Origin of the sequence: Streptomyces sp. NPDC057950 (genome assembly GCF_042887295.1) — a bacterium.
Taxonomy (GTDB): Bacteria; Actinomycetota; Actinomycetes; order Streptomycetales; family Streptomycetaceae; genus Streptomyces; species Streptomyces kaempferi.
On record NZ_JBHVPP010000008.1, the window covers coordinates 12,270 to 30,664 of the forward strand.

General features: G+C 70.4%; 21 protein-coding genes. 10 read left to right on the plus strand and 11 right to left on the minus strand.

The window, feature by feature from the left end; translation table 11 throughout:
- Nucleotides 1-247: 247 nt before the first annotated feature.
- From ACFVTC_RS15450 to ACFVTC_RS15460, 3 genes are read left to right on the plus strand one after another with little or no spacing between them, the layout of a single operon-like run.
- A complete protein-coding gene (locus ACFVTC_RS15450) occupies nucleotides 248-796 on the plus strand; it encodes a sigma-70 family RNA polymerase sigma factor (RefSeq protein ID WP_390127082.1) in 549 nt (182 codons plus the stop codon).
- Nucleotides 793-1,842 (plus strand): BN159_2729 family protein, encoded by a 1,050-nt coding sequence (locus ACFVTC_RS15455; protein WP_390127083.1) that lies wholly within the window; start codon nucleotides 793-795, stop codon nucleotides 1,840-1,842. Before ACFVTC_RS15450 ends, ACFVTC_RS15455 begins: the two co-directional genes overlap by 4 nt.
- Nucleotides 1,839-2,177 carry a hypothetical protein gene (locus ACFVTC_RS15460; protein WP_390127084.1) on the plus strand — a complete coding sequence of 113 codons (339 nt, stop codon included), beginning with the start codon at nucleotides 1,839-1,841 and terminating at the stop codon, nucleotides 2,175-2,177. Before ACFVTC_RS15455 ends, ACFVTC_RS15460 begins: the two co-directional genes overlap by 4 nt.
- On the opposite strand, the gene ACFVTC_RS15465 is transcribed toward ACFVTC_RS15460, so the two are convergent.
- The 4 genes from ACFVTC_RS15465 to ACFVTC_RS15480 all read right to left on the minus strand — a co-directional run bounded on the left by ACFVTC_RS15465 (nucleotide 2,146) and on the right by ACFVTC_RS15480 (nucleotide 6,098).
- Nucleotides 2,146-3,105, minus strand: coding sequence for a DUF1152 domain-containing protein (locus tag ACFVTC_RS15465; RefSeq protein ID WP_390127085.1), 960 nt, complete (start codon nucleotides 3,103-3,105; stop codon nucleotides 2,146-2,148). The genes ACFVTC_RS15460 and ACFVTC_RS15465 overlap by 32 nt on opposite strands.
- A gap of 144 nt (nucleotides 3,106-3,249) precedes the next feature.
- Nucleotides 3,250-4,335, minus strand: a complete 1,086-nt coding sequence (locus ACFVTC_RS15470) for an alkene reductase (RefSeq protein WP_390127086.1) — start codon at nucleotides 4,333-4,335, stop codon at nucleotides 3,250-3,252.
- A 63-nt stretch (nucleotides 4,336-4,398) separates the two neighbouring features.
- Nucleotides 4,399-5,001 carry an NADPH-dependent F420 reductase gene (locus ACFVTC_RS15475; protein WP_390127087.1) on the minus strand — a complete coding sequence of 201 codons (603 nt, stop codon included), beginning with the start codon at nucleotides 4,999-5,001 and terminating at the stop codon, nucleotides 4,399-4,401.
- Between the two features lie 20 nt (nucleotides 5,002-5,021).
- Nucleotides 5,022-6,098, minus strand: a complete 1,077-nt coding sequence (locus tag ACFVTC_RS15480; RefSeq protein ID WP_390127088.1) for a zinc-binding dehydrogenase — start codon at nucleotides 6,096-6,098, stop codon at nucleotides 5,022-5,024.
- A 41-nt stretch (nucleotides 6,099-6,139) separates the two neighbouring features.
- On the opposite strand from ACFVTC_RS15480, the gene ACFVTC_RS15485 reads away from it, so the two are divergent.
- Together ACFVTC_RS15485 and ACFVTC_RS15490 are read left to right on the plus strand one after the other, a co-directional pair.
- Nucleotides 6,140-6,748: a TetR/AcrR family transcriptional regulator gene (locus ACFVTC_RS15485; protein WP_390127090.1), complete on the plus strand. Its 609-nt coding sequence runs from the start codon at nucleotides 6,140-6,142 to the stop codon at nucleotides 6,746-6,748.
- Between the two features lie 385 nt (nucleotides 6,749-7,133).
- Complete coding sequence (locus tag ACFVTC_RS15490) at nucleotides 7,134-7,802, plus strand: hypothetical protein (protein ID WP_390127091.1); 669 nt, start codon at nucleotides 7,134-7,136, stop codon at nucleotides 7,800-7,802.
- 39 nt (nucleotides 7,803-7,841) lie between these two features.
- On the opposite strand, the gene ACFVTC_RS15495 is transcribed toward ACFVTC_RS15490, so the two are convergent.
- A complete protein-coding gene (locus tag ACFVTC_RS15495) occupies nucleotides 7,842-8,237 on the minus strand; it encodes a hypothetical protein (RefSeq protein ID WP_390127092.1) in 396 nt (131 codons plus the stop codon).
- A 590-nt stretch (nucleotides 8,238-8,827) separates the two neighbouring features.
- Here ACFVTC_RS15495 and ACFVTC_RS15500 point away from each other — a divergent pair.
- Nucleotides 8,828-9,496 carry a hypothetical protein gene (locus ACFVTC_RS15500; protein WP_390127094.1) on the plus strand — a complete coding sequence of 223 codons (669 nt, stop codon included), beginning with the start codon at nucleotides 8,828-8,830 and terminating at the stop codon, nucleotides 9,494-9,496.
- A gap of 242 nt (nucleotides 9,497-9,738) precedes the next feature.
- On the opposite strand, the gene ACFVTC_RS15505 is transcribed toward ACFVTC_RS15500, so the two are convergent.
- Nucleotides 9,739-10,029, minus strand: a complete 291-nt coding sequence (locus ACFVTC_RS15505) for a WhiB family transcriptional regulator (protein WP_390127096.1) — start codon at nucleotides 10,027-10,029, stop codon at nucleotides 9,739-9,741.
- 634 nt (nucleotides 10,030-10,663) lie between these two features.
- Here ACFVTC_RS15505 and ACFVTC_RS15510 point away from each other — a divergent pair.
- Entirely contained in the window at nucleotides 10,664-11,326 is a 663-nt protein-coding gene (locus ACFVTC_RS15510) for a hypothetical protein (RefSeq protein ID WP_390127098.1), read from the plus strand.
- A 146-nt stretch (nucleotides 11,327-11,472) separates the two neighbouring features.
- Here the strand turns inward: ACFVTC_RS15510 and ACFVTC_RS15515 are convergent, their stop codons facing one another.
- A complete protein-coding gene (locus ACFVTC_RS15515) occupies nucleotides 11,473-11,745 on the minus strand; it encodes a hypothetical protein (protein WP_390127100.1) in 273 nt (90 codons plus the stop codon).
- Nucleotides 11,746-12,122: 377 nt separating this feature from the next.
- Here ACFVTC_RS15515 and ACFVTC_RS15520 point away from each other — a divergent pair, with 377 nt between their 5' ends.
- On the plus strand, nucleotides 12,123-12,566 hold the full coding sequence (locus ACFVTC_RS15520) for an SRPBCC domain-containing protein (RefSeq protein WP_390127102.1): 444 nt from the start codon (nucleotides 12,123-12,125) through the stop codon (nucleotides 12,564-12,566).
- A gap of 229 nt (nucleotides 12,567-12,795) precedes the next feature.
- Here the strand turns inward: ACFVTC_RS15520 and ACFVTC_RS15525 are convergent, their stop codons facing one another.
- On the minus strand, nucleotides 12,796-13,236 hold the full coding sequence (locus tag ACFVTC_RS15525) for a VOC family protein (RefSeq protein ID WP_390127104.1): 441 nt from the start codon (nucleotides 13,234-13,236) through the stop codon (nucleotides 12,796-12,798).
- Between the two features lie 228 nt (nucleotides 13,237-13,464).
- On the opposite strand from ACFVTC_RS15525, the gene ACFVTC_RS15530 reads away from it, so the two are divergent.
- Nucleotides 13,465-14,016, plus strand: a complete 552-nt coding sequence (locus tag ACFVTC_RS15530; RefSeq protein WP_390127105.1) for a hypothetical protein — start codon at nucleotides 13,465-13,467, stop codon at nucleotides 14,014-14,016.
- 421 nt (nucleotides 14,017-14,437) lie between these two features.
- Here the strand turns inward: ACFVTC_RS15530 and ACFVTC_RS15535 are convergent, their stop codons facing one another.
- Nucleotides 14,438-15,490, minus strand: a complete 1,053-nt coding sequence (locus ACFVTC_RS15535; RefSeq protein ID WP_390127107.1) for a DUF6215 domain-containing protein — start codon at nucleotides 15,488-15,490, stop codon at nucleotides 14,438-14,440.
- 425 nt (nucleotides 15,491-15,915) lie between these two features.
- Nucleotides 15,916-16,344, minus strand: a complete 429-nt coding sequence (locus ACFVTC_RS15540; protein WP_390127109.1) for a hypothetical protein — start codon at nucleotides 16,342-16,344, stop codon at nucleotides 15,916-15,918.
- Nucleotides 16,345-16,607: 263 nt separating this feature from the next.
- Between ACFVTC_RS15540 and ACFVTC_RS15545 the strand changes: the two genes are divergently transcribed.
- A complete protein-coding gene (locus ACFVTC_RS15545) occupies nucleotides 16,608-17,303 on the plus strand; it encodes a TetR/AcrR family transcriptional regulator (protein ID WP_390127111.1) in 696 nt (231 codons plus the stop codon).
- A 233-nt stretch (nucleotides 17,304-17,536) separates the two neighbouring features.
- Here ACFVTC_RS15545 and ACFVTC_RS15550 read toward each other — a convergent pair whose 3' ends face one another.
- Nucleotides 17,537-18,169: a glyoxalase gene (locus tag ACFVTC_RS15550; protein ID WP_390127113.1), complete on the minus strand. Its 633-nt coding sequence runs from the start codon at nucleotides 18,167-18,169 to the stop codon at nucleotides 17,537-17,539.
- Nucleotides 18,170-18,395 lie beyond the last annotated feature (226 nt).

Consider the following 18,395-nt stretch of genomic DNA (forward strand, 5'->3'; position numbering starts at 1 on the left):
TTGCTGCCCCGAGTGCCTCGCCGGCGACGGAAGCAGGCGGCTGCAGACGCCACCCGCCCTCCCTGCCCACAGGTGCGGGTCCGGCCGCCGCCGGTGTTCCAAGGGCGCGCCCCGAGGCACGGAGGTCGCCCCGGGGTCGGGCCCGGCCGGAAGCAATCCTCGCGACGCCGGCCCACCGCGGTTCATCCACTCATGAACGGAGCAGGCCTTGACGGCAGAGTCTCACGGAGTGTCCCCCGGTGGCGACATGAGGGAACCGGACCTCGTCGCCCGTGCTCAGCAGGGCGACCCGGACGCCTTCGCCGAGCTGTACCGGCAGCACCACCGCGCGATTTTCGGATTCGTTTACAAACGCGTCGGGAGAAACCGGGCGCTGGCCGAAGACATCACGGGCGAAGTGTTCCTTCGTGCATTGTCCTGGTTGCGCACAGGTACATTCTCCTGGCGCGGAGCCGGGTTCGGCGGCTGGCTGTGCGTCATCGCCCGGAACAAGATTGCCGACTACTTCAAGAGCGCTCAGCGCCGCGAGTTCCCCGTCTACGACATGCGAGATCACGACGCGGCGGTCGACAGCCCCGAGGAAGCCGTACTGGACCATATGGAACATGACCTGGTCCGGCAGGCACTCGCCCGGCTGCTGCCACCTCAACGCCAGGTTCTCGAGTTGCGCTACCTGCAGGATCACTCGGTGGCCGAAGCCGCCCTCGCGATAGAACGCAACACTGGTGCGCTCAAGACGCTCCAGTATCGGGCCGTTCAGTCACTCCGTGCCGTCTACGAGGAGGGCCCGGCGTGACGACCATTCTCGATGTCCCGACCACAACGGAACGAGAGCTGGCTGAGCGGCTGCAGAGGCTGGCCGCGAAATTCATCGTCGACCTGGACAGACAAGGACGGCTGGTGGAGCCTGGCGGAGCGGAGGCCCTCAAGCGCCTGCGCGCGCAATTCGAGGCACGGCGCAGCCATACGGCGATCTATCAGGCGGCCGTCGAGACCATCGTCGACGACTGCAGCTACCCCCGTGCCGTGGCCATACAGATCGCGGACGTCCTGCACCTCAGGGGCCTCCTGGCCGAGGACGACGGTCCTGAGGCCCAGCACGACGGCGAACCGGGCGGTGCGTCCCTCGCACCGGATGCGGCCGGCGCCCGGGTCGTGCACCGCGTCAAGTCGCCGAACGCGCCGCACGAACACGCGCTGGCGCCGGAGCTCGTCGAAGACCAGCTGCCGCGGATGCGCCCCTTTGCCGCCATCGCCGACGACGAGGCGGCCGTGGCCGAGCGGGCCGCGGAATCCCCGGCGGAGTGGTCAGAGGAGTACGCGCGCGCTGTCACGGTCGCGGCCAAGCTGCAGTCCGACCATGCGACGCGCCCGGAGCTGTCAGCCGTAGCGGCCCAAGGAGACCGCGTCAGCGTCGCGATCAAGGCCACCTCGCTCGACGACTGGGGGTACTGGCTGACGGCGATCGGCACGCCTGTCGCTGTCACGAGCCACCAGGCGGGATACGCGCAGCTCGCTGTCGGAACCGTCGAGGGGGTAGAGATCCACCTCACCGCTCACGAGGTTCCGCGGCTGCTCCAGGAGGCGGCCGACGCCACAGGCGAGCCCTTCATGCTGTGGGGGCGGATCTACGACCTCACCCGCGGATACCGCGACCGGTTCGACAACTTCTGGGTCCACCTCGGCGAGCGGCAGGAGAGCGGGATGCCGCTGCTGTGCCTACGGGGCACAGACGGACCGATGTACCCGCTCGGATCGATCATCGTGAGCAACGGACCGCTCAGTCTTGTCGAGATGCCCGCCATCGGCCCTGCGGCCGACGTGGCTGGAGGCGAGGCATGAACCTCGCCAGGGACATCTGCCTCGGCCGGACGCCCTTCACCGAGCCCGGCGGGCCGACCGCCGCACAACAGGTCTCCCGTACCGACCGATTGCGCAACAGGCGCTGCGCACGGTTTCGACAAGCCTCGGACAAGGCAGTCATGCCCGACGGTGCGCATGTGCGCATCAACCGCGCGCCGCCATGGCCCGATCACAGGCCCGGCCATGGCAGTTGTCAGCGTTGCGCGGTCGACCCGCACCGCCGTGGCGTCGTTCCTGGCGGACGCGGCGATGTGACCGGGCAGGGCACACTCGGCCTGGTCGTCAGTGCGGAAAGCGGCGGGGTGGGCGAGTGACCGTGGATTCGCGGAACTCGGCGATCCGAGAGTGGACTTGGCGCATCAGGTGGGTGTCCTCGATCCGGTCCAGGTAGAGGCAGCGGGCTGCCAGGCCCGGGAGGTCGAAGGTGAAGTACAGGGACATCAGCGGGTTGACGAACAACTCGCTGCCCCGGGTGCGGTCAGTGAACCGGACATCGCCGAACGAGCCGCGCACGGCTGCCGCGATTGAACCGTTCACGATGCTGGGGTGCTCCGGGGTGTGGTGCTGAGCGTGCGCCACCGCGTCAAGGTAGAGGGCTCCCTCACGGGTGGCGCGCGGTATCGAGAACGCACCGAGGTACGCGCCGTCGCGCTCCAGCGCGGCGATGTTCTCCAATACCTGCACATGGTTCACCCCGTGGTAGGCGTCTACGCCGAAGCCGACCGACACGACGAGCCGGGTCGGTATGCCGTCCAGCGCGGCCAGCGCCGCCACGCTCGTCAGGTCCTCCTCCGGAGTGCCGAGCCCGGCTTCATCGCCGCGCATCAGGATGTCCGTACCGCCGTCGACCAGCACCACGGCGTCGACGCGGTGCAGCTCGATCAGTGCTTGGTAGGCGGCGCGCAGCGGGCGCACCCCGGTCTGGGGAAAGGCGTACACGGTGAACGGGTAGCCGTGCCGGCGCAGCCACTGCGCGAGGGTCCGCTCCGGGAAATAACCCTGGTGCAAAGCGGAGTCGGGAGTGACGGCGGCCAGGTCGGGGGCGACCCAGTCATCGATCGGGAGACCGGCGAGTGCGCTGAAGGAGAGGTTCGCGAGATATACCTGCTTGCCCTGATGCAGGAGGGAGAGCGCCAACGGCAGGCCGGAGTAGATGTCGAAGCCGCCACCCGCGCCCGCGACGAGGATCCGTTCGGCATCGGCGAGCCGGGTGAAGAGTGGGTTGGAGTGGAGGGACGTCATGACGATCATTGTCCGGGGGCCCGGCCCCGGGCGCTCCCGGGTTCTCGAAGCGTCCGGGGAGCCGGTCGGCGCCGCGTCGGGTGTGGGGCAGCGGGAGGTTTCCTGCTGCCCCGCACGCCGTCGCCGTGTCGACGTGTTCCTTGCTCAGTTGGCGGTGAAGGCGGGGTAGTCGGTGTAGCCCTCGGCCTGACCGGCGTAGTAGGTGTTCCGGTCGCTGTCGGCCAGCGGGTGGCCCTGCGCGAAGCGCTCGACCAGGTCGGGGTTGGCGATGAAGGACTCGGCGAAGGAGACCGCGTTGACGACCCCGTGGTCGAGGATCTCGTTGCCGAGGGTCTGGGTGAAGCCGAGGTTGGCGACGATGTTGCCCTGGTAGTGCGCGCGGTAGCGGGAGAAGAGGGCGATGCGCTCCTCGATGGTGCCGGGGGTGCCCAGGAGGTGCAGGTAGGCCAGGTTGCTGTCGTTGAGCTTCTTGAGCAGCTGGTCGTAGTCGGCGAGTGTCTCCTCGTCCGCAGTGAACGTGCCTCCGTTGTCCCAGGTCGGGGACATCTTCACGCTGACGCGGTCGCTGCCCCACACGTCACTGACGGCGTCGAGGATGTCGAGGAGGAACTGGGCCCGCTTCTCGCTGCTGCCTCCGTAGGCGTCGGTGCGCTGGTTGAGACGCGGGTTGAGGAACTGCGGGATCAAGTGGGACTGCTGGGCGTGGATCTCGATGCCGTCGAAGCCGGCGCGGCGGGCGTTCTCGGCCGCGTGGCGGTAGTCGGCGATGGTGGCGGTGATCTCGGCGGCGGTGTAGGCGCGCGGGGTGACGGTGTCCTTCGGGCCGGAGGGGGTGAAGGACTTCTCGCCGGGGTTGACGGCCGAGGGTCCGGCGGGCAGGCGGCCGCCGAGGTGGTCGGGGTGGGAGGCCGTGCCGAGGTGGCCGAACTGGGAGACGATCCGCCCGCCGGCCTCGTGGACGGCTTCGGTGACCTTCGCCCAGCCGGCGGTCTGGGTGTCGGTGTAGATGCCGGGCACGTGGATCAGACCGACCCCGTCGGCGTTGACCCAGGTTCCCTCGGTGACGATCAGGCCGGCGCCGGCGCGCTGCGCGTAGTAGGTCGCGTGCAGGTCGGTGGGGGCCAGATCGGCGTTCTGGGCGCGGGCGCGGGTCATGGGGGCCATGACGACGCTGTTGGGGAGGTTCAGCGCGCCGAGGCGGACGGGCTGCAGCAGGGGCTGGGGGGTCATGAGCAACTTCCTTGTGCTGGGGGGTGGATGAGGAGGAGAGCGAGGAATGGGTGAGGGCCCGGCTCAGTCCTGTTTGAGGGCGTGGAGGCCGGAGAGCGGGCCGCCGAGCTGCATGAGGCGTCCGCCCTCGCGCAAGGAGCCGAGGTCGACGGGGGCGAAGCCGAAGGCGGCGGTGAGGTCCTTGACGGTGGTCTTGGCGTCGGCGTCGTCACCGGCGAGGAACAGCACCTGGCGTCCGGCCCGGTGGCGTGGGTCGGCGGCGATGTACTGGCCGTAGAGGGTGTTGAACGCCTTGACGACGCGGGCTCCGGGCAGCAGGGAGGCGACGTGTTCGCTGCCGGTCAGCTCGCCCAGGTCGGCGATCTTCATGGGCGGGGGCGGGGAGGCGAACTGGTTGGTGGCGTCGATGACGATGCGCCCGTCGAAGGGGGGCAGGCCGGCTACCGCGTCCGGGATCTGGGGCCAGCCGACTGCGAGCACGACGAGTTCCGCAGCGGCGGCTTCGTGCGCGGTGCCGGCGTGGACGAGCGGTCCGAGTTCGTCGGCGAGGCCGGCCAGGGAGGCCGGGCCGCGGCTGTTGCTCAGTACGACCTGGTGGCCGTGGGCCACGGCGTGGCGGGCGATGGCCTGGGCGACGGTTCCGGCGCCGAGGGTTCCGATCTTCATGGCGGTGCCCTTCGTGGGGCTCAGGGTGCGGGGCTGGTGAGCAGGACGGTTCCGTCCTTGCCGGGGCGGCGGACGTGGTCGATGGCCTTCGCGAAGTCGGCGAGGTCGTAGCCGGCGGCGACTTCGAAGAGTTCCGGGGCGGTCGCGGCCAGACGGGCGGCGAAGGCGACGCCCTCGGCGCGTTCCTCAGGCGTGCGGGTGGTCATCCACTGGAAGACGGACGTGCCTCGCACGGTCAGGGCCCGCGGGGTCAGCGCGAGTGACTCCAGCGGCGTGCTGCCGGAACCGAGGTGTCCGTAGGTGATCAGCGTGCCGCCGTCGGTGAGCAGTCCGGCCAGCTCACCGGTCAGGGATCCGCCCACCGCGTCCAGTACGACCTGGGCGCCCCGGCCGCCGGTCGCGTCCTGGACCTGAGCGCGCCAGTCCGCGTCGGCCGTCGAGATGGTCGGCAGTGCGGGGAAGCGCTGCCGCAAGGTCTGCGCGCCCGTGGCGCTGCGTACCAGGTTGACCAGCGGGATGCCGTGCCTGAGTGCTGCGGCGCTGACCAGCTTTCCCACCGCCGAACCGGCGGCCGTCTGCACCACCGGACCGGGCCGGCCGTGCTGGGCGTCCTCGACCGCCCGCATCAAGGAGAGCAGGGTCAGCGGGTTGACCAGCATCAAAGCCGCGGTCTCGTCGCTGAGGTCCTCGGGCACCGGCACCACAAGATCGGTCGGCGTCGTGACGAGTTCGCTCCACGCACCCGGCACGGGGAAGAACGCCACCCGCTGACCGGGCCGCAGATCCCGCACACCCTCGCCGACGGTCTCGATGACGCCCATTCCCTCCACGCCGGGAGTCCGGGGCGTGGCGAACGGCTGCCGCGGCCCGCCAGGAAGGCCCTCCACCCCCGCCAGGTCGCCGGGGTGGACCGGCCGGGACAGCACCCGCACCCGCACCTGTCCGGCGGCGGGCGCGGCAGGGGCCGGCTGCTCGCTCAGGCGTAGTACCCGCCCGGCTTCTCCGTGCTGGTCGTAGGTGATGGCGCGCATGACGCTCTCCTTCCACGAACTATTAATGATGGGCATCATTGAATCTCTTGCTATGATGATAGACATCCTTAAAAAGGTCAAATCGAGAGCGACGCGAGAGGACGGCCATGCCGCGGATCACCCAGCAGGACAAGGCCCGCAACCGGCAGAACATCCTCGAAGCGGCGAGCCGCATGTTCCGCTCGCAGGGCATCGACGCGGTCGGCATCGCCGATCTGATGAAGGAAGCCGGACTCACCCACGGCGGCTTCTACAACCACTTCGCCTCCAAGAACGACCTGGCCGTGGAGGTGTGCGCCGCCTCCTACGCCGCCTCGCTCACGGTCCTGGCCCGCACGATCGAGGACGGTCCGGACCAGACCGGCTCCCCGCTGGAGCGGGTCGTGGCCGGCTATCTGTCCACCGCGCACCGTGACGCCCCGGACGGAGGCTGCCCCTCCGCCTCCCTGGCCACCGACGCCGGACGGCACAGCGAAGCCGTGCAGAGCGCGTACGCCGAAGGCGTCGAGGGATACCTCACCGGCTTCACCGCCGAGTTCCTGCGCGAAGCCGAGGACAAGGACCACGAGCTCGACCCGGCCGAAGCCCGCCACAGGGCCATCCGCCTGCTCAGCGAAATGGTCGGCGCGCTGACACTCGCCCGCGCCGTCCACCACGTCGGCCCCGAACTCTCCGACGAGATCCTGCGCACCGGCCGCGACCACTCCCTCGACTGACGCGACTCAGGGCCGCTGCGGGACATGGAGCTGAGGCGTTCCCGTCCTGTTCACAGCCGCAGTGGGTGGCGCGGTGGCGGCTGCTTCTCCGGCGGCTCGTACGAGACGCGAGCGACAGGGTGTTCCCGGATCCGCCATGGGGGCCGGGGACACGGTCGGCGAGGGAGGGTGACGAGCCCCCTCTCGCAGGCGGTGATGACGAACTGGACCCGGTCCCGGGCGCCCAGCGTGGGATGAATCGCCCGACCCTCCACCGAGCAGCGCGATCATCCCGCCGCCTGCCCGCTCCTGGAATGCGGCAAGCCGCACTCCAGGGGAGAGCGGGCCGGGAGTATGAGTACGCGTGCCCATGCGGGGCGCGGGAGGCTCGCCGGAGACTGCGCGTATGACATGTATCCGCGCCTTCGTCAGCGCGTTCGCTCCTCCGCGGCGCAGCCTCGCAGCAGCTGTCGCTCTCGCATCCCTGGTACTTACCGGCTGCGGAAGTGACAAGCCGGGTGCCACCGGGTCACGGGGTGAGCCGGGCGGAGGTACCGGCTCCCGGTCGAGTGCCCCGCAGTCGTCCCCCGAGCAGGCGGCGTTCGCGGCCATGCTGGACAAGGTGGCGCAGCCGTGTTCTTCCACCGTCGGTGCCGCCTCGGGACCGACGGACGAGAAGCCGACGGGGCCGGAGGGGAAGCCGAGCCTCGCCCCTGGCGAGACTCCCCCGACCGCACCGGTCGAGCCCGGCGCCCCGGCTGAGCCCGCGGCAGGGTTGAGCCCCCGCGATGCGTGCGCGAGCGTCCAGCACGAACAGCGCATCATCCAGTCCTTGCAGGCGGTCTCGCAGCCCACTCCCGCCAAGGTCCTCAACACCCTCGGCTACCTCGACGAGCGCATCCACGGCCTCGAGCAGGACGGAAAGGCCACCCGCTTCCACCTCGACCTGCGGGAGAAGGGTGGCCAACTCCGCGAAGCGGGTCATGCCGCCGGAGAACAAACGGACATGACCGCGTGCACAGCCCCTGCCACCGGACCGTTCACGGTCACAACGACGGCGGGGCGACAACCCTGACGGTGGGTTCGTCGGGCCGGTTGAAGGCCCGACACCTGGTCAGGCGGAGGCGAAAGCCTCCTCGGGAGCGTCGTCGAGGATGAATCCGTTGTCGAGCCGGACGCGGACCGTGACGCGCAGCATCCGTCGCTGATAGGCGACCCACTGCTCCTCCAAGGCCCCTACCTGCTCCCCCAGTTGCTTTCTGCTCGCCGTCGGCATCTGGTGGCCGAAGTCATCGAGGAGCGACTTGAGGCGCAGGTACTCACGGACCTCGTGGCTCTGCTGCCGGTGATGCTCGTCCACGTGCTCGACGGTCCCCTCGATGCCCGCCGCCAGGGCCAGAGAGGCGGCGAAGGCGCCCGTCTCCCGCGGAGGCTCCCCGGCCGGGGTCACCGGCCCGGCCAACCGGAGCTCCGCCGCCAGCCGCACCCGTTGGCCCACGTTCAGCGTCATGGTTCCTTCGTCTTCCTCGTCGGTCACCGGCGATCCGGTACACGTGGCATCGCCAGGCGTACCGGAGGGGACAGGATCATCCCACCCTCACCTCCGGTTCCGACACGATCGAAACCCCCGTCGACCTTCGCGGATGGCGTCGGGTGAGGCCCGCTCGCGCGACTGGGCGGTGTCCACGAGAGCGGGAGTCGCTCGGCCTGGGCCCCCGGCCGACACGGCCGTGGCGGAAGGCCAGGGGGGAAGGCCAGGGGGGAAGGCCGGCACTCGGCGAGCGGTGGAACCGTTGGGGACCACCTGCTCCAAGGCGGCTTTACCCGTCGTGGATTGAACGACTCATCGCGGCGTGATCGGCTACGGCTGACATGACGCATGCGGGCGCAGCGTCACCGACCGCTGATCCCTCGACCCCGGCAGAGCCCCTGGGGCCGCCGCGTGCCCAAGGCGCCGTCCCGCTGTGAAAAAGAAGGGGAGCCGCTCATCGGCGCGGCGGCCCTCGGCGAGTTGCCGGCGGACAGCTACGAGCGGTTCCCGGACCTGCGCGCTGTCAGGCGGGGCCGCCTCTGCCGCTGTGAAAGGAAAGCCTCTTGTCCATGTCGATTCTCCATCGGGTTCTCGAGCCTTTTCCCGATGCGCCGAGCGCGCTGTCACGGGCGCGCGCGATCATGCGCGAACTGTCCGACTGGAAGACCATCCCCTGGCCCCAACTGGAGCTGATCGACACAGCCGAGCAGTACGTGCACGCGGTTCGCACGTTCGGCGCCGCGCTGGCCGCCTGGGACCGGGACCTGCCTGGATTCGAACCCGTCCGGGACGAACTGCGGCACCGCGGTGTCGCGTTCGACTGGGAAGAGCGGAGCCACATGTTCATTACGGACATGCGGCTCCGCCCGGACCTGGCCGACCTGTGGCCGCTGCCCGAAGGTCTGTCCCTCTCCCTGGCCGGGACCCCGCCCTTCGGTGGCCCCGGCAGCGAGCCCGAGGATGACTGCACCGAGGAGGAACTGGACCGGATGGTCTCCGCACTCGGGCCACTGACCATGGACGTCCGCTGGAACTGCGGCTGGCGGGGCCTGTCCGATTTCAAAGGCTGCGGCGTCCGACTCTGCCTGAACAGCGTCTGGGCCGATCAGTGCGCCGAGCCGGCCCCCGGTGATTTCGGGGTCTGGGTCTCCCTCGGGTCCCGCGTCGCCTGGAGTCCGGCCGGACAGGCATGGCTGCGCGACTCGGGACTGCCGCTCGGCGAGCCCCAGACAGGCTAGCGACCCACCGGAGCAGCCGCCCCGCACCCGAGCGACGCCAACCGCGGCAGGCGGCGGTCCGTGGCCACCCGGCCTTTGCTGAACATGCTCATGGCCACTGGGGTGAAGACGCCGTCATCCGCGGCAGCGCGCGACACCCGCACCCTCTCTCGGCCTGACCGGCGCCCCGTGGCCCGCCGTACTCACCGTCGCGCTCGCCGGCCTGATCGTGGTCGCGGTGAACCGCCGGGTCCTTCGCGCCGTCAGCCGGCCCGGGACACCACACCGTCCCGGGCCGCCTCCAGCACAAAGAGCCAGGAGGCGACGTCCGGCTTGCGCCGCAGCAGAACTCTGCGCTCCCGCTCGGTCATGCCGCCCCACACCCCGAACTCGATACGTTCATCGAGGGCCTCAGCCAGACACTGCGTGCGCACCGGACACCGCGCGCAGATCATCTTGGCCCGCTTCTGGCGCGGACTGTCCGCGAACAGCTCGTCCGCATCGGCGCTGCCGCAGGCGGAGTTCTCTCTCCAGTCGGTCTTCGCACTCGTCATGACGTCCCTCTCCCCCACGGCTGAGCGCGCTGAATCACGTCGCCGCAGGTTGCCGTCTCGGCTCGGTCCCCGGACCGCACTCATCGTCCCGCCCCGCCCCTCCCCATCGCGGCGTCGTCGCCCCGACGCTCCCGCCTGTGAGGCGCGCCTCTGTTCAGGGCTTCGGCCCCTTCTTCACTGTCCAGCCCGATATACGCAGCGCGACCCGCTTCCTCTCAGGCTCGTTGAAGGCCGCTGCGCATCAACTGGCCGGTTGGGCCTGCGCCACGGATCGAACCGGGTCGCCATCGGGCGCGCGGCACGCCTCCAGGAGCAGTTCCTGCCGTGAGGCCGGCTCCGTGTACACGTGCGTCCACAAGCCGTCGGCGGCGGCCTGGGTGGCTTCCGGTTCCCCGAGCTCCGCCGCGCGGGGGGAGGCCGCCGCGGGTTCCGGGAAGAAGCCGGGTTCCCGTGTACGGGCCACAGCGTCCTCGCAGGGGCGGTCACTGCCCACGCCGCCCCCTGACCGCCTTCCGCAGGGCGGTGCGTCGGCTTCGCCCCAAGATCTCCGATTGCTACGCTCCGTAATTGGCAATTGCACTCGGTAATTGCTGGTTGGATTTTCCAGCCCGTCGTAGACAGCAGAGGAAGATCCATGCGGATCCGCTTCGTCATGCCCGCCCTCGCAGCCGCGGCCGCGCTCACCAGCACGGCGTTCACCTTCACCGCTCCGACGGCGGCGGGCTCTTCGGCCCCGCACGAACTGACCTACGGCAGCAAGATCCTGCTGCGGAACCAGTACCAGGGCGACGGCGGCTACCTGGACGCCAACGGCCTGTCCCAGCAGCATGGCGCCAAGTACGACGTGAGCACCAACCAGACCCCCAACAGCCGCGGCCCCCAGACCTCCGTGTGGAAGGTCGTCTCCGCCACCGGCAAGGCCAGCGGAAGCCACGTCACCAGTGGCGACGTCGTCTACCTCGTCAACCAGTACTCCACCGGCACCTACCTGGACACCAACGGGCACTCCAACCGCTCTGGCGCCAAGTACGACGTCTCCACCACCGCCCGCAAGGACCGCGGCCCCGGCACCGGCAAGTGGCACATCTTCGGCGAGACGTCCTCCCCCGCCGACGGCCGCATCCGCACCGATGACGTCGTCAACCTGCTCAACGACTACGGCTCCGCCAACGGCGGCTTCCTCGACGCCAACGGCCTCTCCGGCCAGCAGGGCGGCGCCAAGTACGACGTGACCACCAGCCACTACACCGACCGCGGCCCCGGCACCGGCTCCTGGAAGGTCCTTCCGGCCTCCTGACCCCGGCTCACGAGCCACCCCGCCGGCCCCGCGCCACCCCGCGGGGCCGGACACCTCGCCTCGACGAAGGGCGCCTCGACCCGGGAGGGACCGGAGAGGCGCCCCGGAGGGCGCCTCCGACGCTCGAGGACAAGTCCACGGACGGTTCAGCGAGGTTCGTGGGCTGCCAGCCGGCAGGCGCCGTTCGCGGCGCCGCCCGGCACTCCGGCCTCGGTCAGCCCGTTCACGCAGCCCTGGAGGTCACCGTTCACGCCACGGTGGCACGCCGACGTGATGGTGCCGGCGTCGGCATCCGTCTGTCCTGCCATCCGAGTGCAGGCGGGGATGTCCGCGTGGGCGGCGGGGGCGAGGAGAGCCGGGGTGCCGAGCGCGAGTGTCAGGCCGGTGAGGACAGCGGCGACGCGGGACGACGTGGGCATGGGGCGCACCTGCTTTCCGGGATTGTCACGCGGCCCGGTCCCGGCGGTGAACCGTGCGGGAGCGGCGCCGAGCGGCGCTCGGCGAGGGCTCGCCCACGGCCTCCGCTCTCGGAGCGGCCGCATGGGGAACAGCCGCAGGGTGGATACGCGGCCTCTGACGGGGCGGGCACCACCGCAGGGTGCTGCGGAGGCGTACCTCCCGGTGCTTCCACCGTACGACGGGGGGCGCCTTGTCACGAGCCGATCAGCTCCGACGCCGGCCGGCCCGGGGCCCCGACCGTCCGCCGCTCAAAAAGGGGCGCGGACGACCGATGACTTTTCGCGTCGCTTCTTGTCTGCAGTGCGACAACCCGCAAGAGCGAGCCAGGGAGCACAAAGTGACCGCAGAACAGACGACGGCCGAGCGTTTCTCCTACACGTCGGAACGGACGCTGGAAGCCCCCGTGGCGGGGGTCTGGAGTGCCTGGACCACCGCGGAGTCCTACGCGCAGTGGTCCTATGCCGCCCCCGGGTCCGTCGAGATGGACGTACGGCCGGGCGGGGCGTGGAAGGCGACGGTGGTCACCCCGGACGGCGGCCGGTTCCCGCTGACCGGCTCGTACTCCGAGGTCGCTGAGAATCGGCGTCTGGTGATCGGCATGGACGTACCGGGCAAGGACGAACCTGCGGTCATGACCGTCGAGTTCGTCGAGCAGGGTGCTCACCGGACACGCGTCGTGGTGAGCCAGACCTGCGACACCGCCGACGAGCGCGACCTCGCCGAGCAGGGCACCACCATGCTCCTGGACAGCTTGACGGCCTTCCTCAAGACCGCGACCTGACGCACCGCGGCCCCCAGCGCCCATCTACCGCGCTGCGGTCGGCGGGCCGGGGCGGCCGCCGCCCGCGTCGACGTCCTCCGCGCCACCGGATCCCATCAGGCACTCTCCAGCTTCCACGGCGCCCGCCCCTCTCTGCACGAAGGCCCGCCCTCCGAATTCGACCTCCTGGCCGATCGGTGGTTCGGAACCTCGCTGATCCGGTTCGGCCGCACGGTTCGGTCTGTCCGTCTCAGCGCAGCCGCTCGGCCAGTCCGACGATGATGCCCTCCGGGCCGCGGAGGTAGCAGAGCAGAAAGCTGTCCTCGAACCGGGCGATCTCGCCGACGAGTTCGGCGCCGTGGGGGCGCAGGCGGGCAACGGTGTCCTCGATGTCGTCGACGGCGAACATGACGCGGTGCGTGCCCAGAATGTTGTGCGGCCGGTTGCGGGGCCCGGCGCCGATCACCGCGGGACTGCGGTACTTCGCCAGCTCGAGTCGGCTGTGGCCGTCCGGGGTCCGGACCATCGCGATGTCACAGCGGACGCCGTCGAGTCCGGTGCACTGGTCGGCGAAGAGTCCCTCGACCTCCGCCCTGCCCTCCAGTTCCATACCGAGTTCCACGAAGAACGCGATGGCGGCGTCCATGTCCTCGACGACGATGCCCACGTTGTCCATCCGCTGAATCGCCATGCTGGTCTCTCCTTCTGCCTCGAGCGGCCGGTGGTGACCACTGATGTCCCCGGGACGGAGCCGGTGGCACGTTCTCGACATCCGCAGACCACCGAACTCCAGAAAACCCGGATCGCGCCTCAGCACCGTTACGGCAGACCCGCGAGCCGGACGCCACCACCGGGGGTGAGTGCGGCGCGGGTGGCCGCCCCCGTGAACACGCCTGACCCGCCGGCCTAGGGTGTGTCCATGCTGTTGGTCCACGACGGGGAATCCGCCCCTGACGCACCCGGATGGCGTACCGGCGGTGTCCCGCTCGCGCCGGGCGGGATCGTCTGGCCCGTATGCCGGGAGTGCGGTGGGGCCATGCAGTTCCTTGCCCATCTGCCCGTCGACGGCGGTGTGGTCGCGGTGTTCTTCTGCCAGAACGATCCCGGCATGTGTGACGACTGGGACGCCGGCTCGGGCGCCAACCAGGCGTTCCTGTTCACTGGCGACCTGACGCCGGTCACCGTCCCCGCCGAGGGCGAGACGCGTCTTCGCGCCGTCACCGCCCTGCGCCCCCATCCAGCCGGCACGGCCCCCGGCGTTCCCGTACTGGGGCAGTTGGGCGGCGCCCCGGAGTGGCTCCAGGGCGACGAGACGCCGGCCTGCACGTCCTGCGCCGCCCGGATGGTGTTCGCGGCGTCCCTCGCTGAGGGCCATGACTTCGCCACCGCCGCGAACTTCGGAGGCGGCGGCCGCGGTTACCTCTTCACGTGCCGCCCCTGCGCGGAGGCCGCCTTCCTCTGGCAGCGCTGAATCCCACCCCGGCCGTTCCGTTTCCGCGCAGGACGGCCTTCGGTCCAGCGGTGTTCTCCGTGCCTCGGTCGGCGAACAGGCCCACAGCCGCGTAGCCCGGATCGAAGACGCGGTCGAAATCGTCCGTCGCAGGCCCTTCGCTCCGCCGGACGGTCCCAGACGGACCGCGGCTGAGGGATACCCCTGATGAGGCTGGTTGAACTCGGCCCTCACCTAGGAGCCGGACCCGTCGCACCGGACGTACGACGTACGCGGACCGGGGATCCTCTCGCACGGCCACGCGATGAGGGGCCGGGCGGTGGCGGCCTCGACGACCCGTCCCCGGGCTCGGTCACGCAGTCACGCAGTCACGGCCGCTCCCCCATGGCGTCGTCGGCGGTGTGACCGGACCTCTTCGCGCCGCCGAAATGTTCCCGGCGGCTCATCGAACAGCTCGTCCGTGAATCGTCGGAAGAACCTTCTCGGCGATGCCGAGGAGAACGCTGTCGTCCGGGAGCGCTCCGGACGTGCTCCACACGGTGATGTCGTAGTAGCCGCCCTTGTCGTCACGCTCGAGGGCCACGGACAGCGTCCTGGCCAGCGGGCCCTGTTCGACCGGTCCGCCGGATCCGCCACTCCCGAGATTGATCTCGATCTTCATGGTGTGGTCCGAGGAGAGGACCGCGGGCCGGCCGAGAACCGTAAGGGTCTTGATGTCCCTCTCGTCCCCGAACTTCATCAGCTTCACGTACTGGCCGGTCGACATCTCGTTGTAAGTGGCCGAGACGTTCACGGTGTACGTGTCGAACGCGACCTCGGCCTCGGGCTCGGCGACCTTCCCGTCGGTCAAGGGAGCGGTGTCGCTGGTGCCGGAAGCGGTGGTCGCCGTCTCGCCGGGCGTTCCGAGGAGCTCGGCCAGGTCCGGCCGGTTGAGCGCCTCGCACAGCTCTTCGCCGGTCACCGGCTGGGGCGTCTTCTTGTACGCCTTCGGCAGTTCCTCGTGCTCTCCGTCCGAACACGACGCGGGCCGCGGGGAGTTGTCGTCGGACGGCATGAAGCGTGGGGCCGCCCACAGCACGGCCGCGATCACCCCGAACACGGCCACGGCCGCGACGGCCTGGGCCCACGCGTTGTGCTCCTTCTCCGGAGCGTCCGGGATGGAACGCGGCTCGGTTCCGGCCTGGTCCTGGAACTGGGGCTGGTCCTGGAACTGGAGCTGGGGCTGGGGCTGGGGCTGGGGCTGGGCGGCAGCGTCGGCCGTCGCTCCGTCTTCGGGGGCCGCGGGACTCGGGGGCCGGCGTGCACGCAGGGCCCGGACCACCGTGTGGACACGTATCGCGGTGAACACGAGGAACACCACGCCGAGGCCGGCCGCGACCCGATCGTGATCACGGACGGCGAGATACATGATGCGTACGCCGAGAACCGACCCGATAGCGATGAGCAGGGGCTCGCGGACCCAGAACGGCAGCAGACGGAGGAGGAAACCGAGCATCCGGTGATCTCACCACAGCAAGATCACATTCGCCGTGGTGGAAGCCACAGTTCCGGGCATGTGCAGGGGCGGGTGCTCATCGGCGAACTGGACGTCGCCCGCTTCCAGGCGAGCCGGCCATCACCTGTCGCCGGGCCGCGGGGCGGTCGACCGGACGGGGGCCTGGTTCGGGGCCTGGTTCGGGGGCCGGGTCCGGGGCCTGGTTCAGGGGCCGGGTCCGGGGCCTGGTTCGGGGCCCGGTTCAGGGGCCCGGTTCAGGGGCCTGGTTCGGGGGCCGCAGTGGTCGCAGAAGTACCTGTGTTCGTCTCGATGCGGGTGCGGACCGCCGTGGGGCACGCGATGCGGGATCCTGGCCGGCCGGGTGGGCGACGGTGCTGCCGTCCAGGCAGGCGCCGGTGTTCCGGAGCGGGGCGGCTCGGGCCGCGTCAGCTGTGGTTCAGGGACCACACGACCTGGTCCTCGTACCAGCGCGCGGCACTCACGCCGTGCCACGACGCCGCTTCGTCGACCTGGTCCTCGTACCAGCGCGCGGCACTCACGCCGTGCCACGACGCCGCCTCGTCGACCTGGTCCTCGTACCAGCGCGCGGCACTGACACCGTGCCACGACGCCGCCTCGTCGACCTGGCCCTCGTACCAGCGGGCAGCGCTCACGCCGTGCCACGACGTCGCTTCACCCTCGTGGCCCGCGGCCCGTACCGAGCTCACAGCGGAGGTGGCGGACACGTACTGCGTGTGCTGCGCGGGCGCCGACGCCGTGGCCGCCGACGCCGAGCCGCCGGCTCCGAGAAGGGCTCCGCCGGCCAGTGCCGTGGAGGCGAGTGCGATCGAGACGCGCTTGGTCATGCTGTTCATGGTCATTTTCCTTGCGGGACTGCCGCGGTTTCGCCGGTCTGGCGGGCGCCGCTTCTATCTGAACCGCGATCCGGAAATCCCGGGTCGGTCGGCTGGCTACAAGGTCATCCGGAGGGGTGCCTCACGTTCGACTCCGCTACCGTACCCGAGGAGTGCCTCATGTTTGCGGTGAGGCTCATCACAGCACGTCGGAGGGGTCGAGATTGCGATCGGAAACACGACAACAGTCGAATCCGAGGGGATCCTCATGTTACGCTCGCGCCATGAGTCACCATCACGCCCCGTCCGCGAGCGAGACACCGGCGAAGCCCCTGCGCCGTGACGCGCAGCGCAACAGGGACGCGATCGTGGCCGCCGCCCGCGCGGCCTTCTCCGAGCAGGGCCTCGGGGCGTCCCTGGAGGGCGTCGCCCGCGAGGCCGGTGTCGCGATCGGCACGCTCTACCGCCACTTCCCCACCCGGCTCGACCTGGTCGAGACACTCTTCAACGCGAAGTACACGGAACTGCTCGCCACCGCGGAAGAAGCCGCGGCCATGGACGACGCCTGGGAAGGGTTCTGCCGCTACCTGGAGAAGTTCTGCCAGCTGCAGGCCTGCGACCGTGCCTTCAACGACCTGGTCTCGGCACGGCTGCCCCTTCACGTGGCCGGCCGCGAGATGTACGAACGCGCCAAGGAACTCTGCGTCCAGATCATGCGCAACGCCCAGGAACAGGGTGTCCTGCGCGGCGACGTCACCGCGCAGGACATCGCCTTCGTGGTCTGGTCCCAGGCCGGGATCATCCGGGCCACCCGTGCCGTCGCCCCCACCGCCTGGCGCCGCCACCTCCACCTGATGCTCGACGCCTTCCGCACCGAGGGCGCCCACGAACTGCCCGAACCTCCTCTGACCAGCGAGCAGGTCGACCAGACCCTCGTCACTCTCGAGTGCACCGAAGGGGACTGCCGCGAGCAGTCCTGACCACGGCAGACGAAGCCGCGGACGACGGCCGCGCATCACACCGGACCGGCGCCGCACCAGGCCGGCGCCGCACCGGACCGGACCGGTAGCTCGGCCGACCGGCCGGGAGGGCCCCGGACAGCACTCCGGACAGCCTCCGGGCGGCAGGACCACGGGCTGTCCGACCACCGTCCTCCGGCTGCCCCCCGGCGCGCCCCCCATGTGCTGTTCCCGTAAGCGGGGACGCCTCCGGCTCAGGCCGTGGCGGTCAGGGGTGCGGTGGCCTCCCAGACGAACCCGTCCGGGTCGCCGAACGGGCTGCCGGCGCCGGAGAGCACGAGCCGGTGCGATCCGGTGCCCTCGACGGGGACACCCGCGTCCTTGGCGAGAGCGCGGCGCTTGTACAGGGCCAGCTTGACGGGACCCGGCCCGGTGACGAACTCGACGTACTTGCCGCCGAAGCTCTTGCCCACGGTGAGTCCCTGCCCGACGTAGAACCGCTTGCTGGCCTTCACGTCCTCGACGCCCAGCAGGAGCACGAGCTCGTCGAAGTCCCGGGTGACCGGGCCCGTGTCCTTCTTCCCCGACGTCGCGATCTTCCAGATCGCGCCGTCCGGGGCCTGGACGACGCCGCCGTAGCCCCACAGCGACTTCGAGGCGGCCTTGAGGGCGGTGGCGCCGGCGTCGAGGGCGGCTCCGACCAGGGCGTCGACGTTGCCCGGCTGGGACACCACCAGCGACAGGGTGAACCCGCGGAAGCCGGTCGTGGGAGCTTCGGAGGCACGCAGGCGTACGTGCGACGGGTCCAGTCCGAAGGCGGTGGAGTAGAACCGGGCGGCGGCCGTGGCGTCGGCCACCTCGAGGGTGACGGAATCGATGGACTTCATGGCTTCGACGGTAGGGGCGGCCGGGCCACCGACGCTTCTCGAAAACTGCCCGGTCCGGCGTGGCCGAACCCGTCCTGCCGAACCCGTCCTGCCGGAGCAGCAGCCACCGCGAACGGCGCGGGCACCGCCCTTGAGAACTGCCACACCGCCGGTGGGGCCCCTTCCCGGTGCGTCTTGGAAAAAGGTTGTGGGCCGCTGTCGATCCGGTCACGTCCCGTTCGACGTC

What these genes read in the sequence shown, in the direction of transcription:
- ACFVTC_RS15480 (WP_390127088.1), bottom strand. Translation starts at nt 6,098, where the DNA reads ATGTCTATCATCATAGCAAGAGATTCAATGATGCCCATCATTAATAGT.
- ACFVTC_RS15530 (WP_390127105.1), top strand. Translation starts at nt 13,465, where the DNA reads ATGCTGTTGGTCCACGACGGGGAATCCGCCCCTGACGCACCCGGATGG.
- ACFVTC_RS15475 (WP_390127087.1), bottom strand. Translation starts at nt 5,001, where the DNA reads ATGAAGATCGGAACCCTCGGCGCCGGAACCGTCGCCCAGGCCATCGCC.
- ACFVTC_RS15540 (WP_390127109.1), bottom strand. Translation starts at nt 16,344, where the DNA reads ATGAACAGCATGACCAAGCGCGTCTCGATCGCACTCGCCTCCACGGCA.
- ACFVTC_RS15470 (WP_390127086.1), bottom strand. Translation starts at nt 4,335, where the DNA reads ATGACCCCCCAGCCCCTGCTGCAGCCCGTCCGCCTCGGCGCGCTGAAC.
- ACFVTC_RS15465 (WP_390127085.1), bottom strand. Translation starts at nt 3,105, where the DNA reads ATGACGTCCCTCCACTCCAACCCACTCTTCACCCGGCTCGCCGATGCC.
- ACFVTC_RS15450 (WP_390127082.1), top strand. Translation starts at nt 248, where the DNA reads ATGAGGGAACCGGACCTCGTCGCCCGTGCTCAGCAGGGCGACCCGGAC.
- ACFVTC_RS15515 (WP_390127100.1), bottom strand. Translation starts at nt 11,745, where the DNA reads ATGCCCACGTCGTCCCGCGTCGCCGCTGTCCTCACCGGCCTGACACTC.
- ACFVTC_RS15535 (WP_390127107.1), bottom strand. Translation starts at nt 15,490, where the DNA reads ATGCTCGGTTTCCTCCTCCGTCTGCTGCCGTTCTGGGTCCGCGAGCCC.
- ACFVTC_RS15500 (WP_390127094.1), top strand. Translation starts at nt 8,828, where the DNA reads ATGTCGATTCTCCATCGGGTTCTCGAGCCTTTTCCCGATGCGCCGAGC.
- ACFVTC_RS15550 (WP_390127113.1), bottom strand. Translation starts at nt 18,169, where the DNA reads ATGAAGTCCATCGATTCCGTCACCCTCGAGGTGGCCGACGCCACGGCC.
- ACFVTC_RS15505 (WP_390127096.1), bottom strand. Translation starts at nt 10,029, where the DNA reads ATGACGAGTGCGAAGACCGACTGGAGAGAGAACTCCGCCTGCGGCAGC.
- ACFVTC_RS15485 (WP_390127090.1), top strand. Translation starts at nt 6,140, where the DNA reads ATGCCGCGGATCACCCAGCAGGACAAGGCCCGCAACCGGCAGAACATC.
- ACFVTC_RS15545 (WP_390127111.1), top strand. Translation starts at nt 16,608, where the DNA reads ATGAGTCACCATCACGCCCCGTCCGCGAGCGAGACACCGGCGAAGCCC.
- ACFVTC_RS15495 (WP_390127092.1), bottom strand. Translation starts at nt 8,237, where the DNA reads ATGACGCTGAACGTGGGCCAACGGGTGCGGCTGGCGGCGGAGCTCCGG.
- ACFVTC_RS15525 (WP_390127104.1), bottom strand. Translation starts at nt 13,236, where the DNA reads ATGGCGATTCAGCGGATGGACAACGTGGGCATCGTCGTCGAGGACATG.
- ACFVTC_RS15510 (WP_390127098.1), top strand. Translation starts at nt 10,664, where the DNA reads ATGCGGATCCGCTTCGTCATGCCCGCCCTCGCAGCCGCGGCCGCGCTC.
- ACFVTC_RS15460 (WP_390127084.1), top strand. Translation starts at nt 1,839, where the DNA reads ATGAACCTCGCCAGGGACATCTGCCTCGGCCGGACGCCCTTCACCGAG.
- ACFVTC_RS15490 (WP_390127091.1), top strand. Translation starts at nt 7,134, where the DNA reads ATGACATGTATCCGCGCCTTCGTCAGCGCGTTCGCTCCTCCGCGGCGC.